At 36.4% G+C, this 26,275-nt stretch carries 26 protein-coding genes; 19 read left to right on the forward strand and 7 right to left on the reverse strand.

The window, feature by feature from the left end; genetic code table 11:
* Nucleotides 1-11: 11 nt before the first annotated feature.
* The 3 genes from J0871_RS14570 to ribB are packed head-to-tail and all read left to right on the forward strand — an operon-like array spanning nt 12 to nt 3,282.
* Nucleotides 12-653 carry an outer membrane lipoprotein carrier protein LolA gene (locus J0871_RS14570; RefSeq protein ID WP_075327302.1) on the forward strand — a complete coding sequence of 214 codons (642 nt, stop codon included), beginning with the start codon at nt 12-14 and terminating at the stop codon, nt 651-653.
* 1 nt (nt 654) lies between these two features.
* A complete protein-coding gene (locus J0871_RS14575) occupies nt 655-2,103 on the forward strand; it encodes an LptF/LptG family permease (RefSeq protein ID WP_075327303.1) in 1,449 nt (482 codons plus the stop codon).
* A gap of 30 nt (nt 2,104-2,133) precedes the next feature.
* Nucleotides 2,134-3,282, forward strand: a complete 1,149-nt coding sequence (gene ribB / locus J0871_RS14580; protein WP_208225992.1) for a 3,4-dihydroxy-2-butanone-4-phosphate synthase — start codon at nt 2,134-2,136, stop codon at nt 3,280-3,282.
* On the opposite strand, the gene J0871_RS14585 is transcribed toward ribB, so the two are convergent.
* Complete coding sequence (locus J0871_RS14585) at nt 3,279-3,911, reverse strand: NAD(P)H-dependent oxidoreductase (RefSeq protein ID WP_075327305.1); 633 nt, start codon at nt 3,909-3,911, stop codon at nt 3,279-3,281. The genes ribB and J0871_RS14585 overlap by 4 nt on opposite strands.
* Nucleotides 3,912-4,038: 127 nt before the next feature.
* Here J0871_RS14585 and J0871_RS14590 point away from each other — a divergent pair, with 127 nt between their 5' ends.
* Both J0871_RS14590 and J0871_RS14595 read left to right on the forward strand, forming a co-directional pair.
* Nucleotides 4,039-4,671, forward strand: a complete 633-nt coding sequence (locus J0871_RS14590) for an ElyC/SanA/YdcF family protein (RefSeq protein WP_208225993.1) — start codon at nt 4,039-4,041, stop codon at nt 4,669-4,671.
* Between the two features lie 119 nt (nt 4,672-4,790).
* A complete protein-coding gene (locus tag J0871_RS14595) occupies nt 4,791-5,147 on the forward strand; it encodes a phage holin family protein (protein ID WP_075327307.1) in 357 nt (118 codons plus the stop codon).
* 9 nt (nt 5,148-5,156) lie between these two features.
* Here J0871_RS14595 and J0871_RS14600 read toward each other — a convergent pair whose 3' ends face one another.
* Together J0871_RS14600 and J0871_RS14605 are read right to left on the reverse strand one after the other, a co-directional pair.
* Nucleotides 5,157-6,263, reverse strand: coding sequence for a PepSY-associated TM helix domain-containing protein (locus J0871_RS14600; protein WP_208225994.1), 1,107 nt, complete (start codon nt 6,261-6,263; stop codon nt 5,157-5,159).
* Between the two features lie 61 nt (nt 6,264-6,324).
* Nucleotides 6,325-8,805 carry a TonB-dependent receptor gene (locus tag J0871_RS14605; RefSeq protein WP_243870511.1) on the reverse strand — a complete coding sequence of 827 codons (2,481 nt, stop codon included), beginning with the start codon at nt 8,803-8,805 and terminating at the stop codon, nt 6,325-6,327.
* Between the two features lie 232 nt (nt 8,806-9,037).
* On the opposite strand from J0871_RS14605, the gene J0871_RS14610 reads away from it, so the two are divergent.
* Nucleotides 9,038-9,850 (forward strand): HAD family hydrolase, encoded by an 813-nt coding sequence (locus J0871_RS14610; protein ID WP_208225995.1) that lies wholly within the window; start codon nt 9,038-9,040, stop codon nt 9,848-9,850.
* Here the strand turns inward: J0871_RS14610 and J0871_RS14615 are convergent.
* Entirely contained in the window at nt 9,847-10,287 is a 441-nt protein-coding gene (locus J0871_RS14615; RefSeq protein ID WP_208225996.1) for a VOC family protein, read from the reverse strand. The genes J0871_RS14610 and J0871_RS14615 overlap by 4 nt on opposite strands.
* 146 nt (nt 10,288-10,433) lie before the next feature.
* Here J0871_RS14615 and J0871_RS14620 point away from each other — a divergent pair, with 146 nt between their 5' ends.
* From J0871_RS14620 to J0871_RS14640, 5 genes are all read left to right on the forward strand, one after another.
* On the forward strand, nt 10,434-11,039 hold the full coding sequence (locus J0871_RS14620; protein WP_208225997.1) for a DPP IV N-terminal domain-containing protein: 606 nt from the start codon (nt 10,434-10,436) through the stop codon (nt 11,037-11,039).
* A gap of 18 nt (nt 11,040-11,057) precedes the next feature.
* Entirely contained in the window at nt 11,058-12,305 is a 1,248-nt protein-coding gene (locus J0871_RS14625) for a S9 family peptidase (RefSeq protein ID WP_208225998.1), read from the forward strand.
* Between the two features lie 101 nt (nt 12,306-12,406).
* Nucleotides 12,407-14,272: a DUF389 domain-containing protein gene (locus J0871_RS14630; protein WP_208225999.1), complete on the forward strand. Its 1,866-nt coding sequence runs from the start codon at nt 12,407-12,409 to the stop codon at nt 14,270-14,272.
* Nucleotides 14,273-14,402: 130 nt separating this feature from the next.
* On the forward strand, nt 14,403-14,885 hold the full coding sequence (locus J0871_RS14635; RefSeq protein WP_208226000.1) for a DUF4168 domain-containing protein: 483 nt from the start codon (nt 14,403-14,405) through the stop codon (nt 14,883-14,885).
* Nucleotides 14,886-15,113: 228 nt separating this feature from the next.
* Entirely contained in the window at nt 15,114-15,692 is a 579-nt protein-coding gene (locus J0871_RS14640) for a hypothetical protein (RefSeq protein ID WP_075327995.1), read from the forward strand.
* On the opposite strand, the gene J0871_RS14645 is transcribed toward J0871_RS14640, so the two are convergent.
* Together J0871_RS14645 and J0871_RS14650 are read right to left on the reverse strand one after the other, a co-directional pair.
* On the reverse strand, nt 15,689-17,215 hold the full coding sequence (locus J0871_RS14645; RefSeq protein WP_208226001.1) for a GH3 auxin-responsive promoter family protein: 1,527 nt from the start codon (nt 17,213-17,215) through the stop codon (nt 15,689-15,691). The two genes, J0871_RS14640 and J0871_RS14645, sit on opposite strands and share 4 nt — an antisense overlap.
* A gap of 107 nt (nt 17,216-17,322) precedes the next feature.
* Nucleotides 17,323-18,882, reverse strand: coding sequence for an FAD-dependent protein (locus J0871_RS14650; RefSeq protein ID WP_208226002.1), 1,560 nt, complete (start codon nt 18,880-18,882; stop codon nt 17,323-17,325).
* 170 nt (nt 18,883-19,052) lie between these two features.
* Between J0871_RS14650 and J0871_RS14655 the strand changes: the two genes are divergently transcribed.
* From J0871_RS14655 to J0871_RS14690, 8 genes are all read left to right on the forward strand, one after another.
* Nucleotides 19,053-19,625 carry a carboxymuconolactone decarboxylase family protein gene (locus tag J0871_RS14655; protein ID WP_075327317.1) on the forward strand — a complete coding sequence of 191 codons (573 nt, stop codon included), beginning with the start codon at nt 19,053-19,055 and terminating at the stop codon, nt 19,623-19,625.
* A gap of 11 nt (nt 19,626-19,636) precedes the next feature.
* Entirely contained in the window at nt 19,637-20,503 is an 867-nt protein-coding gene (locus J0871_RS14660; RefSeq protein ID WP_208226003.1) for a histidine kinase, read from the forward strand.
* Nucleotides 20,500-20,868, forward strand: a complete 369-nt coding sequence (locus J0871_RS14665) for a response regulator (RefSeq protein ID WP_208226004.1) — start codon at nt 20,500-20,502, stop codon at nt 20,866-20,868. Before J0871_RS14660 ends, J0871_RS14665 begins: the two co-directional genes overlap by 4 nt.
* Nucleotides 20,869-20,913: 45 nt before the next feature.
* On the forward strand, nt 20,914-21,150 hold the full coding sequence (locus tag J0871_RS14670) for a DUF3820 family protein (protein ID WP_093305874.1): 237 nt from the start codon (nt 20,914-20,916) through the stop codon (nt 21,148-21,150).
* Nucleotides 21,151-21,272: 122 nt separating this feature from the next.
* Nucleotides 21,273-22,913: a CTP synthase gene (locus J0871_RS14675; protein ID WP_075327321.1), complete on the forward strand. Its 1,641-nt coding sequence runs from the start codon at nt 21,273-21,275 to the stop codon at nt 22,911-22,913.
* A gap of 46 nt (nt 22,914-22,959) precedes the next feature.
* Nucleotides 22,960-24,825 (forward strand): membrane protein insertase YidC, encoded by a 1,866-nt coding sequence (gene yidC / locus J0871_RS14680; RefSeq protein WP_208226005.1) that lies wholly within the window; start codon nt 22,960-22,962, stop codon nt 24,823-24,825.
* A gap of 123 nt (nt 24,826-24,948) precedes the next feature.
* Complete coding sequence (locus J0871_RS14685) at nt 24,949-25,194, forward strand: type II toxin-antitoxin system ParD family antitoxin (protein ID WP_208226006.1); 246 nt, start codon at nt 24,949-24,951, stop codon at nt 25,192-25,194.
* On the forward strand, nt 25,187-25,486 hold the full coding sequence (locus J0871_RS14690) for a type II toxin-antitoxin system RelE/ParE family toxin (RefSeq protein WP_208226007.1): 300 nt from the start codon (nt 25,187-25,189) through the stop codon (nt 25,484-25,486). Before J0871_RS14685 ends, J0871_RS14690 begins: the two co-directional genes overlap by 8 nt.
* Before the next feature lie 43 nt (nt 25,487-25,529).
* On the opposite strand, the gene J0871_RS14695 is transcribed toward J0871_RS14690, so the two are convergent.
* The gene (locus J0871_RS14695) at nt 25,530-26,171 is read right to left on the reverse strand and encodes a protein-L-isoaspartate(D-aspartate) O-methyltransferase (protein ID WP_075327996.1); all 642 of its coding nucleotides are present in this window, start codon (nt 26,169-26,171) and stop codon (nt 25,530-25,532) included.
* Between the last annotated feature and the right edge of the window lie 104 nt (nt 26,172-26,275).

A 26,275-nucleotide genomic window follows, 5' to 3' on the forward strand; every position in this document is an offset into this window, starting at 1 on the left:
TAATTACTAAGATGAAAAATTTAATTTTAATTACGCTCGCTGTTTTCACCCTGAGCTTAAGCGCCCAGAATTCTCAAAAAGCTGAAAACCTTTTAAAAGAAGTTTCTTCTAAAGTTAAAAGCTATGACAATATGGTGATAGATTTTAAATACACCCTACAAAATAATGCAGCGAATGTAAACCAGGAAACCCGTGGGGATGTAAGTATTGCAGGAGAAAAATATGTACTAAATTTAATGGGAACTACCCAAATGTTTGATGGAGAGAAAATTTATACCATTATTCCTGAAGACGAAGAGATAAATATTTCTACCTATGTTGAAGAGGAAGAAAATAATATCACTCCGTCAAAAATGTTCACCTTTTATGAAGAAGGTTACAATTATGAGATGGATGCCGCTCAAAACTTGAATGGCCGTAAAATTCAATATGTAAAATTAACTCCAAAAGATAGTGATGCCGAGGTTAAGAATATCCTATTGGGAATAGACAGTCAAACCAAGCATATTTATAATCTTATCCAAACTCAGGATAATAACACCAAAATAACTATTACCGTAAAAAGCTTTAAAACCGACCAGGAACTGGCACAAAACCTTTTTACCTTTGAAGAAGATCGTTACGAAGATTTTTACATCAATAGATTAGACTAAATTGAAAATATTAGACCGGTACATACTCACCAGTTACCTAAAAACGTTTTTTACTGTTTTTATTATCTTAATGTTCATCTTTGTACTCCAAACCATTTGGCTGTACATAGGTGAACTGGCCGGGAAAGATTTGGATACTGAAATTATTCTTAAATTCCTTCTCTATTTCTCTCCCAAACTGGTGCCACTGGTTTTACCACTTACTATCCTGCTTACTTCCATAATGACTTTTGGTAATTTTGCCGAAAATTATGAGTTTGCGGCAATGAAATCTTCGGGGATTTCACTTCAAAGAGCTATGCGTAGCTTAACTTTATTCATTCTTTTAGTAAGCGTTACTGCATTCTTTTTTGCTAATAATGTTATTCCCGCCGCAGAATATAAATCTATAAATCTTAGGAAAAATATTGCCAAATTAAAACCGGCAATGGCCATTACCGAAGGGGTTTTTAACGATTTGGGAACCATAAATATTAAAGTTGACGATAAAAGTGGCGATAACGGCCAGTATCTAACCGATGTTATTATCCATAAAAAAACTGCCCGTAGCGGAAACTTTACCGTAATGAAGGCCAAAGAAGGTGAATTAATGGGCAGTACAGATTCTGAGGTACTTTCTCTAATTCTAAAAGACGGTAATTATTACGACGAAATTCAACCTTCAGATTATTCTAAAAGAAGAAATAAACCTTTCGCCAAGAGTTATTTTGAAGAATATACCATAAACCTGGATCTTTCAGATTTTAATAATGTAGACCTGGAAGATGAGAGTTACAGTAACACCCAGGGAATGCTTAATATTTCTGAACTCAAGCAAAGTATAGATTCATTTTCTACCGCTCATAACGAAAAGAAAAGAAATCTTAGCGAAAATATGTACCGCCGAACAGATTTTGATAAAATCGAAGTAAATCTTAATCCGTCAGATTCTATAAAAGAAATAGAAAATACAATTCTGGAAGAATACGATACCTACCAGGCTATTCAAATTGTTAATCTCTCGCTTGGGTCTATCAATGGGGCACTTTCTCATTTAAATATTAAAAAATCTGAGTTAAAAAATTCTACTAAACAAATCAACAAATTTGAAATAGCCCTACACGAAAAATATGTGCTGGCCGCTGCCTGTATTATCTTATTTTTTGTGGGTGCACCTTTAGGCGCTATAATTAGAAAAGGCGGGATGGGATTACCTATGGTTGTTGCTGTTCTACTTTTTCTTACCTATCACTTTATTGGCATATTTGCTAAAAACAGCGCCGAAGACGGTAGTGTAAGTCCGTTTTTGGCCACCTGGCTTTCTACTTTAATTATGTTACCATTAGGAATTTATCTCACCTACAGAGCTACTACAGACCAGGGTCTTTTTGCTTTTGATAATATTACCGAACCTATACGTAAAGCTCTTAAAAAAGCTGGTATTATTAAGCCGAAAAGAAAAATAGATTAAATATCTTTGCAGCCCAAAATAACACATAACATGGCTCAGGAAACCACTACCCAAACTCCGCTTAAACTTCACAGCATTCAGGAAGCAATAGACGATATCCGTGAAGGCAAGGTTGTTATTGTGGTAGATGATGAAGACAGGGAAAATGAAGGAGATTTTGTTGCCGCCGCAGAAAAAGTGACTCCGGAAATGATCAATTTTATGGCTACTCACGGCCGCGGACTCATTTGTGCACCAATTACTGAAGAACGTTGTAAAAACCTGAAACTGGAAATGATGGTAAGTAACAACACCGATCCTATGGAAACCGGTTTTACCATCTCGGTAGATTTACGCGGTAAGGGTGTTACTACAGGAATTTCAGCTTCAGACAGGGCTAAAACCATTCAGTCTTTAATAAATCCTGAAACCAAACCCATAGACCTTAACCGTCCCGGGCATATTTTTCCGCTTAAAGCTAAAGAAGGCGGCGTATTACGAAGAACAGGGCATACCGAAGCTGCTATAGATTTTGCCAGGCTTGCCGGTTTTGAACCTGCAGGAGTTATTGTAGAAATAATGAATGAAGATGGTTCTATGGCAAGACTCCCTCAGTTAATGGAAGTTGCCCAGAAATTCGATCTTAAAATTGTTTCTATTGAAGCCCTTGTTGCTTACAGAATGCAACACGATTCTCTAATTGAAAAGAAAGAAGATTTTGATTTAGATACCCGTTTTGGGAAATTTAGATTAAGGGCTTATCGTCAAACTACAAATAATCAGGTTCATTTAGCACTTACTAAAGGTAGCTGGAAAAACGATGAAGAAATTCTGGTTAGGGTAAACTCTACGCTAATTAATAACGATATTCTTGGAACATTAACCAATGATGCCGACAAGAAATTGGATAATATGTTTAGGGCTATAAACGAGGAAGGCCGCGGTGCAATTGTTTTTATAAATCCTGCATTACAATCTTTAAATCTTTTACCACGACTTGCAGAGCTAAAAGAACGCCAGAAAAAAGGCGAAGTTAAAGCTCCGCCTATTAATATGGATAATAAAGATTTTGGAATTGGTGCACAGATTCTACACGATCTGGAAATTCATAAAATCAAGTTGCTTTCAAACTCTCAACAAACCAAACGGGTTGGGATGATTGGCTACGGACTTGAAATTACCCGGTACGTGAATTATTAATTTACTTCAATAATCACATCATCTAAAGGTCTTCGCACCTTTTTAAATTCAGAAAACATATCGTCTTCTGCACGGTAACCTACCGGTAAAACCAGAACCGATCTTAAATTGCGTTCTCCTAAATTTAAGAGCTCATCATATTTATCGGGTTCAAAACCTTCCATTGGGCAGGCATCTATTTCTTCGGTAGCACAAACGGTTAAAAGTGTTCCCAAAGTTAAATAAGCCTGATTTAGTGCCCAGGCGTGCACTTCTTCTTCGGCTTTAGATTCAAAACTATTTACCAAAGATTTTTTAAAAGGATCTAAAATATCATCTGGAGTTTCGCGTATGTGTTTTACCCTTTTAAAGTATTTTTCAATAAAATTCTTATCAACTTTCTTTTCAATACAAATCACTAAAACGTGAGACGCAGTGTTTAACTGTTGCTGCTCCCAGGAAGCAGTTTTTAATTGCTCCTGCAATTCTTTATTACGCACCACAACCATTTTTAAAGGTTGTAAGCCATAAGAGGTAGCAGTTAAATTAAAGGCTTCTTTAAGAATGTTTATTTTCTCTATAGAGAGAATTTTTTGCGGATCGAACTTTTTAGTGGCATAACGCCATTGTAAAGCTTTTATATTGCTCATGTTTCAAGTATTCTTTTAAGACTTTCAAAGGTAATCAATCACTTTTTATGCATAAAGCTTCCTCAATAAATTAAACAAATAGGTAAACTATAATTCTTTATCTTCGTTTTATAATTGGCGCCGCCTTATGAAGCTGTTTAGAAAACTAATTCTCGCTTTTGCACTTTTTGTTATTATAAGCATCCTTATAATATTTGGATTAGAAGCTTATGTACAAAAAGAAACTTCTGGCCTAATCTATTCTGAAATCACCCAGATTCCTTCAGCAAAAACAGGAATAATTCTTGGCGCTAGTGTACATGCTGATGGAAAATTATCTCCAATTCTTGAAGATCGGGTAGAAACTGCTTACCAACTTTATAAGTTAAATAAGATTGAAAATTTTCTGGTGAGTGGCGATCATAGAACCGATGATTATGATGAAGTAAATGCCATTAAAAATTATTTATTGAAAAAAGGAGTTTCTTCTGAAGATATTATCTTAGATCATTCTGGCTTTGATACTTACGATAGTATGTTTAGAGCAAAATCTGTTTTTGAAATCGAAGACGCCATAGTAATCACGCAAAAATTTCACTTACCCAGAAGTCTTTATATTGCTAAAAATCTGGATGCCGACTATAAAGGATTAGAAGCCGCTCCCGTTGCATATACCTCTTCTGAAACTATTAAACGCCGCGAACAACTGGCTAATTTTAAAGCTATTTGGGAGATTCTTACCAATCAGCAACCTACTACTTTAGAAAAACACCCTAAATAAACTACCGCGCAGCTCCTGATATTTAGCAGGGAAATCTCGATTATCGAGTAAAATTGCTTTTAAGTTTTTGGCTAAATTTTTCTATCTTTAAATAACCTAACCAAAAAATATAGAAAGCCATGCTTCAATGGATAGTGCATATTGTTATAGATGCCCTGGTTTTACTCGCCGCGGCTAATATAATGCCCAAGGTAAAATTAGACGGCTTTAAAACGGCTATTATTGTAGCATTAATTATTGGAGTGCTGAGTTTTTTATTAAGCTGGGTCCTCACTTTATTACTGAACGTAGCCACTTTCGGGATTTTTTATTTCCTGGGATTAGGATTTATAACCAGGGTTATTGCATACGCGATTATTATAGAAATTGCCGACCAGTTTAGTAGCGATTTTAAGACCGAAGGTTTTCTCCCATCGTTATGGTTGGCTGTTTTTATAGCCATTGTAGGCGGAATTGTAGACTGGATACTTTTTTAAGCTTTTGGCTTACTTTTTTTTATTCCTACGACCAAACCAAATTATAAATCCGCTAACGGGAAGAGCGGCTACAAATAAGCTTAGAAAAAATGCGATTATTTTTCCGGGTAGATCAAAATACTGGCCCGTGTGTAAACCAAAGGTCATTTCCTGTAATTTCATCCCGGCACTTTTGCTAGAGTATTCGTGATTTTTCAATAATTCCCCGGTTTCCGGATGAAAATAAAAGTTAGATTGGTGATCATAATCCAGAGCTTCAGGATAAGATCCTGTAGTTATTGGTGCGCTTCCACCCTGTTCCCACACAAAAAACATTTCATCTTCAGGCCGTTGTTTTAAGGTTTCAACTATTGCAATATCCAGGGCGTTTTCAGAATATTTAGCATCTTCAATTTGAATATTTAACCGGTCTTCCGGTTTTTCCTGCCATAGATTTGCCACGTCGTACAGGCCGTGATTCATCCATTCATAAGAAAAACTAAGTCCCATAATGGCTATAAACAAAGCCAGAAGTGAAATATATAATCCGGTTATACTATGCCAGTCGTAATTTACACGGCGCCATTTGGCATCCCATCTTATTTGAAGACGTTTCTTGAAGTTTTTTCGCTTTTTCGGCCACCAAAGCACTATTCCAGAAATAAGCATGAAAACGAAAATTAATGTAGAAATTCCTACTACCTGTTTTCCAATTTTCTCCGGAAGCCAGAGATGCATATGTAAATCTTCTACAATTAGATAAAAATCGTCTTCCAGGTTTTCTTTCTGAAGAAATTCAGCAGAATAGGGATTGAAATAAATATGATGCGGCACCTCATTTATCACAGAATAAACAAAAGCTGAACGGTCCCTGCCCTGGTAAACAACCATTCCCGGTTGGGCTTCAGGAAAAAGCGATTTTGTTTTTTTTTGAAGTTTTGAAGGCGCTACAAATGTTGATTCTTGAGAGGCGACCTTGCGATAATCGCGGGTAATGTCCTTAATCTCGTCATGAAAAACAAAAATACATCCGGTAACTGCTACTATAAAAACAATAAGACCGGAACCCAGTCCCAGCCACAAATGAAGTTTTGCAATCCACTTCTTTAATCCTTTATTTTTTGTTTTTTTCTGCATATAAATAGGCCACCACCAAAACTCAAAACAATTTTGATGGTGACCATATTAATTTATTTAATTAGAAATTATAAGTTAAACTCGCCGCAAAGTTTCTTGGTCTTTGAGGATTTATTGTAGACCAACCGGTATAATATTCTTCGTTGGTAAGATTATTCAACTTCAAATTAATTCCAAATTTATCTACATTATAGAATAATGAAGCATTTAAAATCGTGTAAGAAGGAAGAGTAAAAATACCAGCAGTTTGACGGTTAAAGATCATATTCTCACTAGCATAATTTCCGCCAAAACCAAGTCCGAAACCTTTAAGATTTCCCTGAACAAAACGATAGCTTGCCCAGAAGTTAGCTAAAGTTTCCGGCCCAGCAGATTCCGGTCTTCTTCCAAGAAAATCAGTTTGATCAGATTCAGTTAATTCGCTATCGTTATGGCTAAATCCTGCAATTAAATTTAAACCTTCAAAAGGGCTGGCGGTAAGACTGGCTTCAAATCCGCGGCTATATTGCTCTCCATCCTGAACAAGATTAAAAGGGTTTTCAGCATCTTGCATTACCATATTAGAAACCTGGATATCGTAATAACTTAAGGTAGCAGAAAGATGATTTTTAAGCAGGTTTAATTTGGTCCCAACTTCAAATTGTTTTGCTCTTTCAGGATCAAAAACTATAGTTCTTGTTTCTCCGGTCTCCAGGTTATCTACCTGTCTTGGGCCCACGTTGCTAAAACCATCCATGTAATTTGCGAATAGCGCTACTTTATCTAAAACCGGTTGATAAACCACTCCAAATTTTGGAGATAGTGCGGTCTGGCTATTGGTTTCAGTTTCAAACTGGTCTAATCTTAGACTGGTCATTACAGCCAATTGCGGAGTAAAATTAAGAACGTTAGAAATATAGGCGCTATAAATATCTTCTTCAGCGATATTATTATTCCTATTTACGTTTTCTAATAAGCCGGCTACACCTTCTTTACTTAGAATTCCGCTATCGTAATTGGTGATATAGTTTTCAGGCTCGTAGATATCGTAAACACTTTCGTTTACATTCTGAAGGCTGGCCTTACCAGTATAAACCTCACCATTTCCAACATATCCGCTATTGTTATCAATTACTTTTCTATTGAAATAATCTAAACCAACTACCGTGCGGTTACGCATTCCTGCGATTTCAAAATCTCCGATAAAATTCTGCTGAATATCATTACTTATAGTTGTAGAATTTTGATTACTAATGTAGCGGGAAAACACAAGTCCTTCATCTAAATTTGTTGCTTCACCAGGCACCTCTTCTCTACCCTGATTAAACTGAGTAGTTTCATATAAATATGAATAATTCCCCAATGCTTTAGCCGATCCTGTTGAAACTGCCGTTTGAGAAGTCCAGCTATCAGAAAGTTCATAATTCATTTGCGCCTGCAGGCTAAAAGTGGGGTTCTCTACAGTAAGATCGTTACTGGTGTAAGAAAGCTCGTTGTTATAACCTAATTCTTCTATATTGGTAGCTCTAAGCGGTGCACCTCTATCTACGAATAACATTAAAGGATTTGTACTTTCAGAATCGTAAAATTCAGTATTTATAAAAAATGAAAGTTTATCATTTACTTTATAGCTTAACGAAGGCGCTACAAATAAAGATTTATTAAAGCCGGCATCCTGAAAACTGTTTTCGGTATGGTAAGCAGTGTTTACTCTTAAAGCAACATCACCGGTTTCATCAAGCGGAGTATTAACATCGGCAGTTACACGGTTAAGTCCGAAGCTTCCTAAAGTGTAAGAAACATTTCCGCCAAAATAATTATAAGGCTTTTTGGTGGTGATGTTAATTAAACCACCGTAAGACACCAGGCTACTTCCGTAAAGTGTTCCAGACGGGCCTTTAATTACTTCAATATTTTCCATATTGGCAGGATCTGGGCTCCCGTTAGTTAGTGCCGGCAAACCGTTTACTAAAGTTGGTTGCACAGGAAAACCTCTAAGCGAGAAATATCCTGCACCATCATTTCCACGGCCGGTAGATTCCCAAAGTTTGGTAAGTCCTGAAGCGTTTTTAATCGCATCGTCAAAATTGGTAATTACCTGTTCCTGTAAAAGCTCAGCGGTAATATTATTATAAACCTGTGGATTTTCGATCTTTTTAAGTGGCATCTTTGCTACACTCACGCTGGTATTTCGGGTAAATTTATTTCCGTTTCCATTTCCCCTTAAAACCACGGTTCCCAACTGCTCTTCCTTTCCTAATAAAACAATAGAAGGAATATTGGTAGTTGCGCCAGGCTGTACGCTAACTTTTAAATTCTGGGTCTCATACCCTACATAAGAAATTTGTAGTGTATAGTTTCCCTCCGGAATATTTCTTAATGTAAATTCTCCCCTATTATTGGTTTCATCACCAATTTGAAGGCCTTTAACTTCAACATTAACATTAGACAGCGGGTTTGCTGCATTATTTACTACATTTCCTTTAATTGCACCGTTATTTTGTGCAAAGCTAATTTGAATAGCTAAAAGAAAGAACATAATCAGGCTATTTGAAAGCTTCATTAGTCAGTGTTTTTATTTAGATTGGATTTAAATACGCGGCAAATGTAAAAACGAAATCCCTTTTTCAAAAGCTTATTTATAATTATTTTAAATAAAAATAGCGAATACCACTTCAGCTTTTTGGGAATCAAAGACATACATCAAGAATTTCTATTTAGATAGTAGGACATTTGATGCTTTCTTAACTTATACCCAATTCTAATCTTTTATATTTGCAGCTTAATTTTGCGCTATGATAAAACTGATTGTGACCGATATGGATGGAACTTTGTTGAACGACGAGCACGAGATACATCCAGATTTTTGGGAGATAGAAGAATCACTTAATAATAAAGGAATAATGTTCGCTGTGGCAAGTGGCCGGCAGTTTTACAATCTGGAGAGCAAATTTGAAAGAATTAAAGACCGAATGATGTTTTTTGCCGAAAATGGTACTCACGTAGTGCATAAAGGAAAAGATCTGTATGTAAACCCTTTAGACAAAACAGCCGCGATGGATTTTGTAAGAAAAGGTAGGGAACTTTCTAATACACACTTAGTACTTTGCGGGAAAAATTCGGCGTATATAGAAAGTAAAGACGATAGCTTTTTTAACGAAATCAACAAATTTTATAAAAAGATAAAAAAAGTAGACGATCTCACCCAGGTAGACGACACATTTTTAAAAGTAACTTTTTGTAATTTTAATGGGGTTGAAGAAAATACCTACCCGCATTTAGAAGAATATGCCACTGATTATAAAGTAGCAATTGCCGCCCATGTATTTATAGATATCACTTCTATTACTGCAAATAAAGGAAATGCAATTAGCGGTATCCAGGAAGAATTAAATATTTCTTCTGAAGAAACCCTGGTTTTTGGAGATTATCTCAATGACCTGGAAATGATGCAAAACGCGAAATATAGCTACGCAATGAAAAACGCGCATCCCGAGATAATTAAAGCAAGTAAGTATTTAACCAATTTTGATAACAACGAAAACGGTGTTTTAAAAACTATTGAAGAACTTGGCTTGCTTAAAAAGGAATATGCGGTAAAAAGCTAAACCTTACTGTCGTTCACCTCTATCCAGTATCCATCGGGATCCTGAAAATAAATTTGTTTAACCCCGTCCGGGCGGTTGGTAATCGTGTTTTTTTCACCTTTCCCGTTTTCAAAAGGAATGTTCTTATCTTTAAGGAATTCCATAAATTCCGATAGGTTCTCGGTATTAAAAGCAGAGTGAAAACCTTTATTTTTCTCTATTTCCGTATCGCTTTCCACCAAATGCAGCTGTACATTATTACCCAGCTTAAACCATTTAATATGGTCTCCAAGGCCACCGTTATCTATTTGTTCTAACCCAAAAATATCTTTGTAAAACTTTACGGAAGTCTTTAGATCTTTTACCCTTATAGTATCGTGATCTTTTCTAAAGTTAAACTCTTTTGAAGCTGTAGTAGCGGCAAATAATATAATTGAAGTTAGATTCTTATTTTTCATACTTAGATATTTTTTCTTTAAAATAGTGATAAACCCCACTTTTTGCAAAAAATAGGCTATATAAACCAGTTCAGCGAAAATTACGTAAATTTAGTTTATTTAAATTACTGATTATCAAACCACATAACCAACCAAAACTTCTAATTATGAAATATTTTGTTTACCTAATGGCTTTTCTTAGCCTCCCCGTATTTGCGCAACAAAACCAGGAACCCGAAGATTATAGCATTGAACAGTTTTATGAAAATACCCGGATAGGCGGAGGTTATTTTTCTCCTGATGAAGATAAACTACTGGTAAGTTCTGACAAAAGTGGAATTTTTAATTTGTTTGAAATTGATATTTCTTCCGCAGAAATGCAACAAATAACTTCTTCTGAAGAAGATTCTTATTTCGCTATAGATTATGTTCCAAATTCTGAGAATATCCTTTACTCGGCAGATAAAGGCGGAAATGAAATCAACCATATTTACCTGCTTGAGCCAAATGAAACTCCTACCGATCTTACTCCCGGAGAAAATGAAAAAGCACAATTTGCCGGATGGAACAATGAGAAAACCGGTTTCTATTATCTTTCAAATAAAAGGAATCCGCAGTTTTTTGATTTATACGAAATGGATATGCGAAGCAGGGAAAGTGAGTTAATTTATAAAAATGAAGAAAATCTCTCTTTTGAAGATATTTCTCACAACGGGAAATTAATTGCCCTTACCAAATCTATTACCACCAGTGAAAATAAGCTGTATTTATAAAATTTAGAAACCGAAGAAATGACAGAACTTTCTGAAGAATCAGCTCAATATTCAGCTTCCGGTTTTGATAAAAATGATGAACATTTCTATTACATTACCAATGCAGGTAGGGAATTTAAAAGTTTAATAGCATATAATCTTGAAACTGACCAAAGCAGCAATTTGTTTGAGACCAACTGGGACGTAATGTATAGTTATCTTAGTGAAAATGATAAATACAGGGTTATAGGCATTAATGAAGACGGGAAAAACAGCTTAATTATTGAAAATACCAAAACCGGTGAGGAAGTTGATCTTCCCGATATGGAAAATGAAGATATTGTAGCAGTAAATATTTCTGATAGTGAAGAACTAATGCGGCTTACCATTGGTACCGCAAAAGCTCCTAATAATCTATTTGTTTATAATTTTTCATCGGGAGATTTAAAGAAATTAACCAATACTTTAAACCCTGACATAAATCCCGACGATCTGGTTTCAGCTGAAGTTGTACGCTACGAATCTTTTGACGGACTGGAAATTCCCGCTATTTATTACAAACCTCATCAAGCTACAAAAGATAATAAAGTTCCCGCCCTGGTATGGGTTCACGGCGGACCCGGAGGGCAATCCCGGGTAGGTTATTCAGCTTTAATCCAGTATTTGGTAAATCAGGGTTATGCAATTTTAGCTGTAAATAATCGTGGTAGTAGCGGTTATGGAAAGACTTTCTTTAAAATGGACGATAAAAAACACGGAGAGGAAGATCTAAAAGATTGTATTTGGGGTAAAAAATGGCTGCAGGAACAGGAATATATAGATTCAGAAAAAATAGGAATTCTTGGAGGCAGCTATGGTGGTTATATGACGATGGCGGCCATGACCTTTACTCCAGATGAGTTTGAAGCAGGTGTAAATATATTTGGGGTGACTAACTGGTTGCGTACCTTAAAATCTATTCCGCCTTACTGGGAAGCATTCCGCGAAGCACTTTACGAAAAAATGGGAGATCCTGTAAAAGATTCGGTAGCACTTTATAATAAATCACCGCTTTTTCACGCTGAACAGGTTAAAAATCCCGTTATGGTTTTACAGGGCGCTAACGACCCTCGAGTGCTTCAGGTTGAATCAGATGAAATTGTTGCAGCTCTAAAAGAAAATAATGTACCGGTAGAATATGTTGTTTTTGAAGATGAAGGTCATGGATTCATAAAAAAGGAAAATGAAATTGAAGGTTACAGGCAAATAAAACAATTTTTAGATAAATATTTAAAAGAGGAAGAGTAAGCTTATATTATTCTTAGGGGAGAACTCAAAAACTCAGGTTAAACTTTTAGTGCCGATTTCAAAAAGCCTTATCTTGGCGCTTGCAATCGCAATAGAAAACTATGCTGTATATTTTACATCATCCTGATGATAGGGAAACTGTGGAAAATGATATTTTTCCCTTATTAGAAAATACCGAAAAACAAACCATAGATTACCCTGAAACCGAATTTGAAGCAGGAAAAGACGATATAATAGTTACTTATTTAAGCGATGAATTTCTAAGGGAATTTTTACCAAAAGCCGCGAAGCAAAACCACAAAGTTGGAATTCTCCCTCACCCAGAAAATACATATACTACCAAAGGTTTAGGCATTGCCAACGACCCTAAGGAAGTTATAAAAGAAATTCTGGAAAATGAAGAAGCGCATAACCTGGATATGCTCTACTGTAACGATATTCCCATTTTCCAGTCGGTGAATATTGGAAATGTTTTTATTTTCACTGAAGATCATCAAAACAACAATTTTGTTAGAGAAGTTTATACATTTTTCAAAAACATAAGACATCTATCTTCCCTTTCGCATAACTCGTATGTAATAAGTTCTGAAGATGAAAAAATAATTCATACTTCGGCACTGGGAATAATTGTAGTAGAACATGCTTTAAGCTCGGTGGTAGCCAGAAGACTGGTTTCCGAAAGTTCTTTGAACGATGGAATGTTTACTACACTTATAATTTCGCCAACTAATTTATTGCAATTAATCTGGTTTTTATTGCGCAGTTTACTTCCGGGCGGTAAGCAACTAGACAGAACGCCTTCCTTTATTGGAAGAATAAAAATTGCCAAACTGCACATTAAAAATTCTTCTGAAATAGAATTTACTATAGATGGAGAAAAAGAAAAAGCCAAAGAAATATTACTTAGGGTAGAACCCGAATCTTTGTGCCTGGCACAAGCCAGTAAATATTGCACAGAAAAAGATGAAGCAAACCTTAAAAAGAGCAATAAGACCGATACGCTGCCTACGGGTGAAAAACGTGAAGAGTTAACCAAACGTACCCTACCAATTTTTCCTCGAGCCACCACCGAGGAATTCCAGGAACTGTTTAAAGTATTGCGGGAAAACTCAAAAACCACCTCTATTTATGTGGTAATGATGATCCTTTCAACACTTATCGCCACTTTTGGGCTTTTCGCTAATTCTTCTCCCGTTATTATTGGAGCAATGATTCTGGCCCCTATTATTTCACCTATCGTTTCTTTTGCGATGGGGATGGTTCGTTATGATACCAATATGCTGAAGAGAGGAATTATCACCATTCTAATTGGAACAGGGGTTTCGCTTTTATTCTCTTCGGGTGTTACACTCATTATTCCAATAAAATTAATTACTTCTGAAATTGATGCGCGCCTATCCCCCACCCTCTTAGATATGGGAATTGCAGTAGCCTCTGGGGTTGCGGCAGCATATGCACATGCCAAAGAAGGAATTGCAAAAAGTCTCGCGGGAGTAGCTATTGCAGTTGCCCTGGTCCCACCATTGGCGGTGTCGGGAATTGGAATTGGTTGGTGGGATTGGCAGGTATTTTCAGGAGCTTTTTTATTATATCTAACTAACCTTGCGGGTATTATTATGTTTGCCGGGATCACCTTTCTTATTCTTGGTTTTGCACCTTTTAAACGAGCAAAACTCGGTTTGGTTTATACCCTAATTTTAATTGGTATGGTAATGGTTCCTCTTTCCCTTTCTTTTAACCGAATTAAAAAAGAAGCCAGTATTACGCGGGAACTAGAAGGCTCTACTGTAAACGAATTAGTGATTAGAGACGTGAAAGTTAGGTTTGGAGATCCCTTGCGGGTTTCTCTTACCCTGGTAGGACCAGAAAACCTAAGTGGGGATGAAATGAGAGACATCAAAAAACAATTGGAAGAAGACATAGGAGAACCAATTAATCTGGAAGTAATCTCTGCCCGGGGATTTTAGAGCAGAAATTTAACAAGGCTCTCAATTTGAGTTAAGTTTCTCTAAAAAACCGAAATTAATTATCAATATCTTTTGTGTAGCAATATGATCTTTTTAGATTGTGCCTCATTAAAAACTTTAAACAACGATTATGATTAAATCAAAAAAGATTGCAGGTTTATTATTTGCTTTTGCATTATTAGGATCAGCAAATGTATTTGCCCAAACTCAACAACTACCACAGCAACAACAGCAAACTGTAGATATAGATGTTAGTGACGAGGAGCTTTCTAAATTTGCTGATGCTTACCAGAAAATTAGAATGGTAAACCAACAGGCGCAACAGGAGATGGCGAGGAAAGTAGAAGATAGCGGATTTGACATTCAGCGTTTTAATGAAATTCACCAGGCTTCTTTAGACCCAAATACCGAGGTTGATGCTACTGAAGATGAACTGACAAAGCACAAAGAAGTTGTTTCAGAAATTGAAGGGATGCAAGGCGAATTTCAGAAAGAAATGGAAAATGCTATTTCAGAAGAAGGTCTTGATGTTGCACGTTACGAGAAAATCGCAATGGCACTCCAAACCGATACTGAACTACAACAGAGATTACAACAGCTAATGCAGGGATAATTTCTAAATTAGTTTTAGAAATCGATATAAAATTAGGTCATCTGTATAGATGGCCTTTTTTTATGTTTATTTTATAAGAACTTTCTTGGCGAAACCAGCTGGTTTACTATATTTTTAGCTTTATACAGAAAAGCTAATTTGAATTCTACACTTAAAAAATATTTTTTTCTAATCACCGCAATTCTTTTTTGCCAATGGAATTGGAGTGCGCTTTATGCCCAGGAACAAATGAAACAAAAAGATACTTTAAAGTTTGAAAATAAAATTGTCCCAGATGAAATTTGGAGAGAAACTTACGTAGCACTTTCGCACTATCCGGAATTAAAAAACACCCCAATTGAATTCAAATTCAAAAAGAAGATTCAGAAGTCTTTTATGCAGGCACAGCCAAAAGTTTCGGGATTACTAAAGAATAAAAAAAATCGTTCTTATTTTGTAATGATAAGCGAACACATTAAAATTGAAGATGAAGTCTTTGATGTAAAAAATGTTCCGTCAGAGGTGCTTATTGGCTGGATTGGCCACGAGCTGGGGCACATTATGGATTATCGTGAACGTAGTGCAGCGAATATGGTATGGTTTGGAATTAAATACCTTACTTCAAAAAGATATATTCAGGAAGCCGAAAGAGCCGCAGACACCTATGCCGTAAACCACGGACTTGGAAAATATATTATTGCCACTAAAGATTTTATTTTAAACCACACCCACCTTGCTGATGCCTATAAGGCAAGAATCAAAAAACTTTACCTCTCGCAGGAAGAAATTATGGCTTTAATTGATGAAATTGACGAAGACGACGATTAGGCTTTTTGTTCTTTTACAAACTTTTCCCATTTTGCAAATTTCTCCTCGTCCATAACTTTTTCCATTTTTACCTGCCCGCCTTTTTTCTTATTAGCGGCATTCCATTCAGGGAACATATCGGGATGTACTTTAGTCACTTTCACGCCTTTTAAAGCTTTAGAACGCGCAACTTTATAATTCTTATTAGCATTTTTAAGCGATTCATCTAAAGCCTCTTTAAGTTCTTCTTCTAGAGTATCGCCTTCGGTTCCCAAATACCAGTGGTGATGAAACTCACCATCAATTCTTACCGCAGCCAGGGTGAATTCAGGAATTTTAATATCAAATTTATCTTCAAGTTCCTGTACGGCATCATTCATTTTATTTACTGAAAGTTGAGAACCAACCACATTTAAGAAGAATTTTGTTCTCCCGGTGATGCGAATTTCTTTACGTCCAACATCGGTAAATTTAATAGTATCACCAATTAAATATCTCCAGGCACCAGAAACGGTACTGATAAGCAGTACATAGTCTTTTTCTTCTTCAACTTCATCTAAAGAAATTACCGGGGCATCTTCCACAATAGAACCATCCTGGTTAATATATTCAGCCTTAAAAGGAACAAATTCAAAGTAAATGCCGTTATCCAGAATAAGTTTCATAGCATTGGTATCAGGTCTTGCCTGTACTGCCAAAAATCCTTCTGAAGCCAAATATGTATCAATAACCGTAATTGGGTGGCCCAATAAAGCATTAAAACTCTTTTCGTAAGGCTCAAATGCAACTCCGCCAGAAGCGTAAACTCTTAGGTTTGGCCAGATATCATGAATGTTATCAAGATTATTATATTCAATAACCTTTTTCATCATAAGTTCTAACCAGGAGGGGATTCCACTTAGGGCTCCAATATCCCAGTTCTTAGCGTTTTCGGCAATACGTTGAACTCGCTCATCCCATTCTTCGATTTTTGAAATTTCTTCCCCGGGTTTATAATATCCGCGAAACCAAAAAGGAATATTACTTGCGCTAATTCCGCTAATTTCACCTTCTTTATGGTCTCCTTCTTTCTCCAAATCGGTAGAGCTTCCCAGCATCATAATCTCCTTTTCAAAGAAATCTGGCGGAAGATCAAAATTACTGAGGGCACTCACCTGTTTAATTCCTGCTTTTCTAATAGACTCCAGCATTTCATCGGTAACCGGGATACGCTTACTGCTTGTTCCGGTAGTTCCCGAACTTACTGCAAAATATGGAGGTCTTCCCGGCCAGGTTACGTCCTTTTCACCATCGTGTAATTTATGCCACCATTCCTTCTCCAATTTGTTATAATCAAAATAAGGCACCTTTTCAGCAAAGGTTTTTTGAATATCATCAGATTTTAAAATTGATTCAAAATCGTAATGTTTTCCAAACTGGGTGTCTTTAGCTTTTTTAAGCAGTTTTGTAAGTACCTCTTTTTGGGCTTCTTCTGCTTCCGGTTCAGAAACAATAGTATCACGAAGATCTATAAGACTTTTTATTAAGGAACCTACTATGGGCATAATCTTGATTTTTAATGGTGGTTGTTTTCAAAAAATGAAGATAAAAAAAACCAAAATCAACACTATTAATGTCTTGACAATTATCAATAATTTAACCTTTCAAAATACTAAGAATTCTGTAAACTCTCCACGCATTTTTCGGCACATCTCTCCCCGTCTATTGCTGCAGAAATAATTCCGCCGGCGTAACCGGCGCCTTCCCCGCAGGGGTAAAGCCCTTTTATTTGTATATGCTCAAAACTATAAGGATCTCTCGGGATTCTTACCGGGGAGGAAGTCCTGGATTCTGGCGCGTGAACTACGGCTTCATTGGTTAAAAAACCTCGCATACTTTTGTTGAATTCTTTAAAACCTTCCTGTAAAGTTTTATGAATAAAATCTGGGAAAACTTCACTTAAATCGGTTGAAGTAATGCCGGGTTTATAAGAAGTCACCGGCAAATTTGTAGAAATTTTTCCTTGGGTAAAATCTACTAAACGTTGAGCCGGCACTTTTTGGGTGCTTCCGCCCTCTAACCAGGCTTTTTGTTCTATGTGCTTCTGGAATTCCATTGCTGCCAGGGGATTCTTTTCGACATTTTTAAAATCTGATAATCTCAATTCTATCACAATTCCCGAATTTGCGGTTGGTTGATCGCGTTTACTGGGAGACCAACCATTAGTAACAACTTCACCGGGTGCGGTAGCGCAGGGAGCTATAATTCCGCCGGGGCACATACAAAAAGAGTACATTCCCCTGCCGCCTATTTGTTTTACGATGCTATATGGTGAAGGTGGAAGAAATTCTCCCCTGGAATCACATTTATATTGAATTTTATCTATTAATTCCTGTGGGTGTTCTACCCTAACGCCAATCGCAAAGGCCTTGGCTTCAATTTTTATATTTTTTCTATGTAAAAGTTCAAAAATATCCCTGGCCGAATGTCCTGTGGCGAGGATAACTTTTTTAGAATTAATTGTTTCACCTTTTAAGGTTTTAATTCCGGTAACTTTATTATTCGCCACCAGAATATCGGTCACCCGGGTTTCAAAAAGAACTTCTCCGCCACAATTAATAATTAGTTCCCTAATATCTGCTATTATCGCCGGAAGTTTATTCGTGCCAATATGCGGATGTGCATCTACCATAATCTCTGGGGTAGCGCCAAAACCAACAAGTAATTTCAAAATTCTATCTACATCACCCCGTTTTTTAGATCGGGTGTATAATTTGCCATCGCTATAAGTGCCAGCGCCACCTTCCCCAAAACAGTAATTAGAATCTTCGTTTACAATATGCTCAATATTTAAAGCTTTTAGATCGCGTCTACGGGTTCTAACATCCTTTCCACGTTCAATAATTATAGGTTTAAATCCTAATTCAATACATCGCAAGGCCGCAAACAGGCCTGCGGGACCGGCCCCAACAATTATAATTCCCTCTTTGGTTGCTACATTCTGGTAATCTGGGAGATAAATTTTATCTTCTTTAAATGCTTCTTTTACATAAACATCAACTTTTAAATTGATCTTTATGGCTTTTTGCCGGGCATCTATAGATCGCTTTAAGATATTTACATAAGTAATATCTTTTAGAGCTATGCCTCCGTGTCGGGAAACCGCTTGCGTAAGTTTATGCTGATTTGCAGCCTCTTCTGGGCTTACTCTTATTTGGTACTGGTACTTCATTTTTTAAAATCTATCACAAAAATATACTTTTCAAATTTGTTGATTTAAAATTAAAAAACCAGCCTGTTGTTAAAAGCCCATTACCACTAAATTAATTTAGGACGTTTTAAAATATTGACTTATTTTGGACAACCTTAAAAAACCCTAATCTATTATAAACAATTACCAGAATGAATTCTACAGCACGCTACCCGATGGTTTCCTATGATGAAGCCTCTCCCCAAGTTCAGGAAATTTATGACGATACCAAAAAAACTCTTCAACTTCCCTTTGTTTTAAACTGGTTTAAATGCCAGGGCACCAATGCTACTTTATTAAAAGGTAACTGGAGTAAATTAAAGAATACTTTAATGGAAGGAGAAGTTCCGAATGTGCTTAAACAACTTATTATCTACAATGTATCTAAGGAACGGGGTTGCAATTATTGCTCGCATGCTCACGGGATTTTCGCTGATAGTATGAGCGCTATGATCTCTGAAGATGAAGGTTTTAAAGCTACAGAAAATATAGATTCTCCTTCTATGCCGGCCAGTTTTAGAACTGCCGTTAAAATTGTAACTAATGCGGCGCTAAATCATAGCGAAGTTTCAGATGCAGATTTTGAGGAACTGGAAAAAGCTGGTTTTTCTCAAAAGGAAATCCAGGAATTAATGGCCCAGGCCGATTTAGTAAATATGTTGAATACTATTGCTGATGTATCAGGGATTAAAATAGACAACGAATTGCTGGAAACTCCGGAATAAGTCCGAAGATTATGGAATCCCTACAAGACAGAACTTCCCGGGTTTATAGAATTACCTATGAAACTTTTTCTAAATTCAGCAACAATTTAAATCGTTGTAAGAGTTTGGAAGAAGTTTCGCAGGTTTCAGTGCGTTTTCTAAAATATCTGCTTAATTTTCATCTTTTTAGAATTAGTATAAACCAGGCGGGGTCTTACCTGGTCTATTGCCAGTGTAATTCGCGAGGTGAATTTGAACTTATTTCAAAAGAAAATTTACTTTCGCACGAATTGCAGATTTTAGAAAATAATATTCCGGTTAAAACTGAAGAAATTCCGTCTCAATTAAGTGAAAAAATTGATTCTACTGCTTTAGAGTCTCCCTCATTATGGTGTTGGAGCTTTAAAAAAATGGATGTAGATTTTACTGTTTCCCTAATATCAGATAAGAATAAAGCTTTTGATGTTGGCGATATTGAAATGTTGAAATTAATAAGCGATAGTTTCCAGGCTAAGTTTCAGGAAATTTATTTAAAAGAAGAGCTTTATCATAAAAATCAGTCTTTATTACAGGCATTAGACGTCATTAAAAATCAGAATAAAAAGATCAATCAAATTGTAGAAAATCAAAAACAAACTATTGCCGAACGAACTAAAGAAGTGGTTGAAAAAAATGAGAAATTATTGCATATTTCAGCTTTAAATGCGCATAATGTGAGAGAACCTTTATCGAGAATTCAGGGTATAGTACAACTTTTTGAAGTTTTTGATGATAAAACCTGCAGGGAAGAACTCGTACCAAAACTTAAACAATCATCAGAAGAAATGGATAAGGTTTTAAGAGAAGTTATTGAAATGGCATCTTCGGAATTAACCCAGCTAAAAGCAAAAAAGTTATGAGCACCATTATCCTGGTAGACGACCAGCCCATAGCCAATTTTATTACCCGAAAACTCCTGGAAATAGAAGGTTACGATAAAGATGTTGTAGATTTTACCAATCCCGAAGAAGCCCTGGTTTACCTGGAAGAACGGCAAAACACGCTTATATTTTTAGACCTAAATATGCCCGAAATGAATGGCTGGGAGTTTCTTGATTTATTAAAAGCTAAAGGCCATGAACATAGAATAATTATTCTTACCTCCAGCACCAGTGCTGTAGACCGTAATAAAGCTAAAGAATACCCTGCGGTTATAGAATTTATAGAAAAGCCTTTAAACAAAAGTAAGTTTGCACGGCTCCAACCGATTTTGCAACAATGGTAAACTGCAGAGGCATTCATTTCCTAAACAATCCCGATTATTGAATAAATGAGTTTAAAACCAAACCACAAAGCACTTTTAGAACTTGCACACGCTAAAATGCATTTTGGAAAATACAAAGGCTATTATTTAAGCGACATTCCAGAATATTATTTGGTTTGGTATCGCCAAAAAGGTTTCCCCGAAGGCAAACTTGGCCAGCAAATGAGTGAGGTGTTTGAACTTAAACTCAATGGGATGGAACAATTACTTAGAGATATAAGAAGAAAGTTTCCAAAACCCTGAGTATTCTTCAGTCTAAAACAGAGTTTTAACTTTAAAAATATTAGGTTTAAAATTAACGGCTTTTCTATTCTTCTTTGTAATTTAGCGCCCTGAATCAAACAACGCAACAAACACTTCTTAAGATGGCCGAAACCAAGTATATTTTTGTCACCGGCGGCGTTTCTTCTTCCCTGGGAAAAGGAATTATAGCAGCTTCTCTGGCAAAATTATTACAAGCGCGTGGATTTAGAACCACTATTCAGAAACTCGACCCCTACATTAACGTAGATCCCGGAACCTTAAATCCTTACGAACACGGCGAATGCTATGTAACCGAGGATGGCGCCGAAACCGATCTTGACCTTGGCCATTACGAACGCTTTTTAAACGTTAATACTTCCCAGGCAAATAATGTAACTACCGGCCGTATTTACCAAAGTGTAATTGAAAAAGAACGCCGTGGGGAATTTTTAGGAAAAACCGTTCAGGTTGTTCCACATATTACCAATGAAATTAAAGATCGCATCCAGATTCTTGGTCAAAATGGTGATTACGATATTGTAATTACTGAAATTGGAGGAACTGTAGGCGACATTGAATCTTTACCTTATATTGAAGCAGTTCGCCAATTAAAATGGGAATTAGGCGATGAAAACGCTTTAATTATTCATCTTACGCTTGTCCCCTATCTTGCCGCTGCAGGCGAGCTTAAAACCAAACCAACCCAGCACAGTGTAAAAACTTTGATGGAAAGCGGACTTAAAGCCGATATTTTGGTATGTAGAACCGAGCACGAACTTTCAGACGATATTCGTCGTAAACTGGCTATTTTCTGTAACGTGAGACAGGAAGCGGTAATCCAGAGTATTGATGCGGCTACTATTTACGATGTTCCAAATTTAATGCTGAAAGAAGGCCTGGACACCGTTACCTTAAAGAAATTACATTTACCCGATGAAACAACGCCAAATTTAGATCGCTGGAACCAGTTTTTAGATAGGCATAAAAATCCTAAAGCCGAAATTACTATTGGCTTAATTGGGAAATATGTTGAGCTTCAGGATTCTTATAAATCTATTTTGGAAGCTTTTATTCATGCAGGTGCAGAAAATGAGGTAAAGGTGAATGTAGAAAGCATTCATTCAGAATTTATAAATGAAAATACCATAGACCATAAATTCGCCAATTTAGACGGAATTTTGGTAGCGCCGGGATTTGGCGAACGTGGTGTAGAGGGTAAAATAGACGCGGTAAAATATGCCCGGGAAAGAAATTTACCGTTTTTAGGTATTTGTTTAGGAATGCAAATGGCAGTAATTGAATTTGCCAGAAACGTATTAAAGTTAAAAACTGCCAATTCTACCGAAATGGATCCTAAAACCAAACATCCGGTTATAGATCTTATGGAAGAACAAAAAGAGGTAACTCACAAAGGCGGAACAATGCGACTTGGAGCCTGGGATTGTAAACTTACAGAAGGTTCCAAAATCTACAAAGCATACGGTAAAAGCGAAATTAAAGAAAGACATCGCCACCGTTACGAATACAACAATAAATACAAGGAAGAACTGGAAAAAGCAGGAATGCTAAGCACCGGAATAAATCCTGAAACAGGCCTGGTAGAAGTTATAGAACTTAAAGACCATCCCTGGTTTGTAGGCGTACAATACCACCCAGAATATAAAAGTACGGTTGCTACTCCGCACCCGGTCTTTATAGCCTTTATTAAGGCTGCCTTCGATTTTTCGAAAAAAAGAAAAAATGCCAGTCTGGCACAAAAATAAAAGTGGCCGACTTATTGACCAAAAGCAAGTTATAGTTTAGAAAAGCATGGAAGAAAAGAAATTTGATGTTCAGTCCTTAATTGGATTTATACTTATTGGTGGAATTTTACTTTGGATGTTGTATACCAACAGTCCCTCTGAAGCAGAAGTAGAACCGCAACAAGAAACCGAACAGGTTGAAGTACCCGGCAATACCGATGCTAACCAACCTCCACAACAACAAAATCAAACTCCTGGAGCCGACTCTACTGCGCTTGCCCAGGCTCGCGAACGTTTGGGCGCTTTTGGTTATTCGGCAAGTCTTCCATCGGCTACAGAAAATACGACCACAATTTCCAATGATGTTTTAGAACTTAAAATTGATAATAAAGGTGGATATATTTCAGAAGCAAGGTTAACCAATTATAAAACCTTCGATTCTATTCCGGTTTATTTAATTAAAGACGGAAATGCTTCTTTCAACATTAATTTCACCACCACAGACGGCAGAACTTTAGACACTGAAAATCTTTATTTTGAACCCGAAGTAACCCAAAATGGAGATAACCAGATTATCTCTATGAAGCTTAAAGTTTCAGAAAACGAATTCCTTGAATATCGTTATGTACTGAAACCGGGTGAATACATGCTGGATTTTAGTATTAGATCTCAGGGCTTAAATGACGTATTTAACAGCTCCAGGGATATCAATATGAACTGGCAGCTAAAAGGTTACCGCCACGCGAAAAGTATTTCTTACGAAAATCGTTATACCGACCTCATTTATGAATACGATGAAGGGGATGATGATTACTTAGGAAGCGGTGATTTTGAAGAACAGGAAGACGAGAATATTACTTATGTTGCGTATAAACAGCATTTCTTTACCTCTATATTATTGACCGACACTCCTTTTAGCCGAGGTAAATTCACTTCTCGAAACCTTGTTGAAGACGAAGAAATAGATACGGTTTATACTAAAGATTTTGCTGCACAGTTGCCTTTAGAATTAAATGGTGGGGAGCTAAATTATAATATGAACTGGTACTACGGGCCAACAGATTATAAGATCTTAAACGATTACGACCGTAACCTTGATGAAATTGTACCATTAGGTTGGGGAATTTTTGGGTGGATCAATAAATACGTATTTATCCCATTCTTCGCATTTTTAAGCGGAGTTCTCCCAAGCTACGGTATCGCGATTATTGTAATGACTATTGTTGTGAGAATTGTACTCTCTCCGGTTACTTACAAATCTTATCTCTCACAAGCTAAAATGAAGGTTTTAAGACCTGAAATTAACGAACTTAACGAGAAGTATAAGGATAATGCGATGAAAAAACAGCAAGAAACTATGAAGCTGTATAGCAAAGCAGGAGCCAGCCCAATGAGTGGTTGTTTGCCGGCCTTAATGCAAATTCCGGTTTTCTATGCTTTATTCCAGTTCTTCCCAAGTGCTTTCCAACTAAGGCAAAAAGGATTTTTATGGGCAGACGATTTATCGAGTTATGATACTATAGCTGAGTTACCTTTCAACATTCCATTTTATGGGGATCACGTGAGTTTATTCCCAATTTTAGCATCTATCGCAATCTTTATATATATGATGATGACTACGGGACAGAGTATGCAGCAGGCCCAGCAACCGGGAATGCCTAATATGAAATTTATTATGTACCTGTCTCCGCTAATGATGTTGTTTTTCTTTAACAACTATGCGAGTGGACTTTCATTATACTACTTCACCTCTAACCTGATTACCATTGGTATTATGTTGGTGATTAAATATGTGATTATTGATGAAGATAAAATTCACGCGAAAATCCAGGAGAACAAGAAAAAGCCTAAAAAGCAGAATAAGTTCACCAGGAAAATGCAGGAAATGATGGAGCAGGCAGAACAGCAAAAAAATCAACAGAAGAAGAAATAAGCTAATTGTAGCTTAAATTAAAGAAAGCCGGTTTAAATATTTTAAACCGGCTTTTTTATTTGAACTATTATAGGTTTTGAGGCGCTAACAAAATGTGCTATATTTAGATTATAAATTTTCAAAATGGGAAAAAACACTTTAATATCGCTTGGAGATTATTTTGAAGATTTCATCAATGAAGAGGTGAAATCTGGAAGATATAATTCGGCTAACGAAGTTATTCAATCAGCGTTGAGATTATTGGAGAGAGAAGAACGGAAAGAGTTAGAACTGATCAAAGCTTTAGAAATTGGTGAAGAAAGTGGGTTTGTAGAAAATTTTGATCCAAGGGAGCACTTAAAAAAATTACATTCCAATATCGATGAGTAAAAAATATGGTATAAGTCAGCAAGCGATTGAGGATTTAGAAAATATTTGGTTTTATACACTCAAAAAATGGTCTAGAACACAAGCTGATAGATACTACAACCTGATAATTGAAGAAATAGAATTTGTAACAGATAATTTTATGACCGGAAAATCTGCCGAGCAAACACGAAAAAATTATCGAGTTACGAAAGTGAAATCTCATCTAATATTTTACCGAAAAACGGAAAACAACATTATAGAGATTATAAGGATTTTACACGAACGTATGGATATTCCACGAAGATTAAAATAAGTTCTACCTACTATAATAACTAACTTAATTGAATTATATTTTTCTAATTCTTATCGCCAAGTAAAGGCACGAACCTAAATTGTCCGAATTCGGTTTTATCGAATTCTGTAGGAGATTTTCTTATAAAAAGGGTCATAGTTTGCACATCGTCTCCTACAGGAATTACCATCCTGCCTCCAACCTTTAACTGCCCTAAAAGATCTTTAGGAACAAAAGGAGCGCCGGCTGTTACAATTATTTTATCAAAAGGTGCATAATCTGGCATTCCTTTGTAGCCATCTCCAAAACTAAGATGCTTAGGCCGATAGCCTATTTTATTCAAAAACATTTTTGTTTTTCTATAAAGCTCTCGCTGGCGTTCTATGCTGTAAACTTTTGCACCAAGCTCACATAAAACCGCGGTTTGATAACCGCTACCGGTTCCGATTTCAAGAACCTTATCGCCTTTTTCAATCTCCAGTTTTTCGGTTTGAAAAGCTACTGTATAAGGTTGAGAAATCGTTTGGTCTGCAGCAATAGGAAAAGCTTTATCCTGGTAGGCGTGATCTTCAAAACTACTATCCATAAAGAGATGCCTGGGAATTTTCCCAATTGCACCTAAAACGGCTTTATCGGTAATTCCCTTTTTCTTTACGGTTTTTACCAACTGCTGTCTTTTCCCCTTATGTCTATAGTTATCTTCAATCACTTTTTCACCCTTTAAACTGCAAAAATACTCATTAGAAGTCAAAGATGCCAAGCGAAAACGGGGGAGATTCTCCTCTTTATTGCTAAACTATTTGCAATCAA

This window comes from Salegentibacter sp. BDJ18, assembly GCF_017579965.1.
Classification (GTDB): Bacteria; Bacteroidota; Bacteroidia; order Flavobacteriales; family Flavobacteriaceae; genus Salegentibacter.

Bases quoted from the DNA above. Each gene is read 5' to 3' on its own strand.
- J0871_RS14645 (WP_208226001.1), bottom strand. From the start codon at position 17,215: ATGCCCATAGTAGGTTCCTTAATAAAAAGTCTTATAGATCTTCGTGAT.
- yidC (WP_208226005.1), top strand. From the start codon at position 22,960: ATGGAAGAAAAGAAATTTGATGTTCAGTCCTTAATTGGATTTATACTT.
- J0871_RS14585 (WP_075327305.1), bottom strand. From the start codon at position 3,911: ATGAGCAATATAAAAGCTTTACAATGGCGTTATGCCACTAAAAAGTTC.
- J0871_RS14665 (WP_208226004.1), top strand. From the start codon at position 20,500: ATGAGCACCATTATCCTGGTAGACGACCAGCCCATAGCCAATTTTATT.
- J0871_RS14605 (WP_243870511.1), bottom strand. From the start codon at position 8,805: ATGAAGCTTTCAAATAGCCTGATTATGTTCTTTCTTTTAGCTATTCAA.
- J0871_RS14640 (WP_075327995.1), top strand. From the start codon at position 15,114: ATGAAACAAAAAGATACTTTAAAGTTTGAAAATAAAATTGTCCCAGAT.
- J0871_RS14610 (WP_208225995.1), top strand. From the start codon at position 9,038: ATGATAAAACTGATTGTGACCGATATGGATGGAACTTTGTTGAACGAC.
- J0871_RS14685 (WP_208226006.1), top strand. From the start codon at position 24,949: ATGGGAAAAAACACTTTAATATCGCTTGGAGATTATTTTGAAGATTTC.
- J0871_RS14600 (WP_208225994.1), bottom strand. From the start codon at position 6,263: ATGCAGAAAAAAACAAAAAATAAAGGATTAAAGAAGTGGATTGCAAAA.
- J0871_RS14625 (WP_208225998.1), top strand. From the start codon at position 11,058: ATGACAGAACTTTCTGAAGAATCAGCTCAATATTCAGCTTCCGGTTTT.
- J0871_RS14620 (WP_208225997.1), top strand. From the start codon at position 10,434: ATGAAATATTTTGTTTACCTAATGGCTTTTCTTAGCCTCCCCGTATTT.
- ribB (WP_208225992.1), top strand. From the start codon at position 2,134: ATGGCTCAGGAAACCACTACCCAAACTCCGCTTAAACTTCACAGCATT.
- J0871_RS14570 (WP_075327302.1), top strand. From the start codon at position 12: ATGAAAAATTTAATTTTAATTACGCTCGCTGTTTTCACCCTGAGCTTA.
- J0871_RS14660 (WP_208226003.1), top strand. From the start codon at position 19,637: ATGGAATCCCTACAAGACAGAACTTCCCGGGTTTATAGAATTACCTAT.
- J0871_RS14655 (WP_075327317.1), top strand. From the start codon at position 19,053: ATGAATTCTACAGCACGCTACCCGATGGTTTCCTATGATGAAGCCTCT.
- J0871_RS14650 (WP_208226002.1), bottom strand. From the start codon at position 18,882: ATGAAGTACCAGTACCAAATAAGAGTAAGCCCAGAAGAGGCTGCAAAT.
- J0871_RS14595 (WP_075327307.1), top strand. From the start codon at position 4,791: ATGCTTCAATGGATAGTGCATATTGTTATAGATGCCCTGGTTTTACTC.
- J0871_RS14670 (WP_093305874.1), top strand. From the start codon at position 20,914: ATGAGTTTAAAACCAAACCACAAAGCACTTTTAGAACTTGCACACGCT.
- J0871_RS14690 (WP_208226007.1), top strand. From the start codon at position 25,187: ATGAGTAAAAAATATGGTATAAGTCAGCAAGCGATTGAGGATTTAGAA.
- J0871_RS14675 (WP_075327321.1), top strand. From the start codon at position 21,273: ATGGCCGAAACCAAGTATATTTTTGTCACCGGCGGCGTTTCTTCTTCC.
- J0871_RS14615 (WP_208225996.1), bottom strand. From the start codon at position 10,287: ATGAAAAATAAGAATCTAACTTCAATTATATTATTTGCCGCTACTACA.
- J0871_RS14590 (WP_208225993.1), top strand. From the start codon at position 4,039: ATGAAGCTGTTTAGAAAACTAATTCTCGCTTTTGCACTTTTTGTTATT.
- J0871_RS14635 (WP_208226000.1), top strand. From the start codon at position 14,403: ATGATTAAATCAAAAAAGATTGCAGGTTTATTATTTGCTTTTGCATTA.
- J0871_RS14630 (WP_208225999.1), top strand. From the start codon at position 12,407: ATGCTGTATATTTTACATCATCCTGATGATAGGGAAACTGTGGAAAAT.